Here is a 261-nt window from a genome sequence, read left to right on the forward strand (position 1 = left end):
GCCTTAACTGATAAATAAAAAATGGTTGTTGTCATAGTTGCTAAATTTTAGGTGGTGAAAATCGTTCTTTATAAAGTTGAGTTATCTCCTCAATGTTAAGTTCTATATGCTCCGCTATAATGTTACTGAGATAGCTTGCAATGCTGGTCTCTGGAGCAATCACGGGCAAAAAGTTCTTGATTTGCTCGTATAGCTGACGGTTCAGATACACTTGAACACGCCCCGACATAGGTGTATTCATCAAATACTTCTGTCTATAGT

Annotated in this window: 1 protein-coding gene; it reads right to left on the reverse strand. The window is 37.5% G+C overall.

From position 1 onward, the window contains the following. Window positions 1–40 precede the first annotated feature (40 nt). The coding region (locus tag AB5213_RS17200; RefSeq protein WP_368277043.1) for a DUF3408 domain-containing protein at window positions 41–261 on the reverse strand (221 nt) is incomplete at its 5' end.

It is taken from the genome of Coprococcus sp. RTP21204st1_G4_RTP21204_210225 (assembly GCF_040915385.1).
GTDB classification, from domain to species: domain Bacteria; phylum Bacillota; class Clostridia; order Lachnospirales; family Lachnospiraceae; genus Allocoprococcus; species Allocoprococcus comes.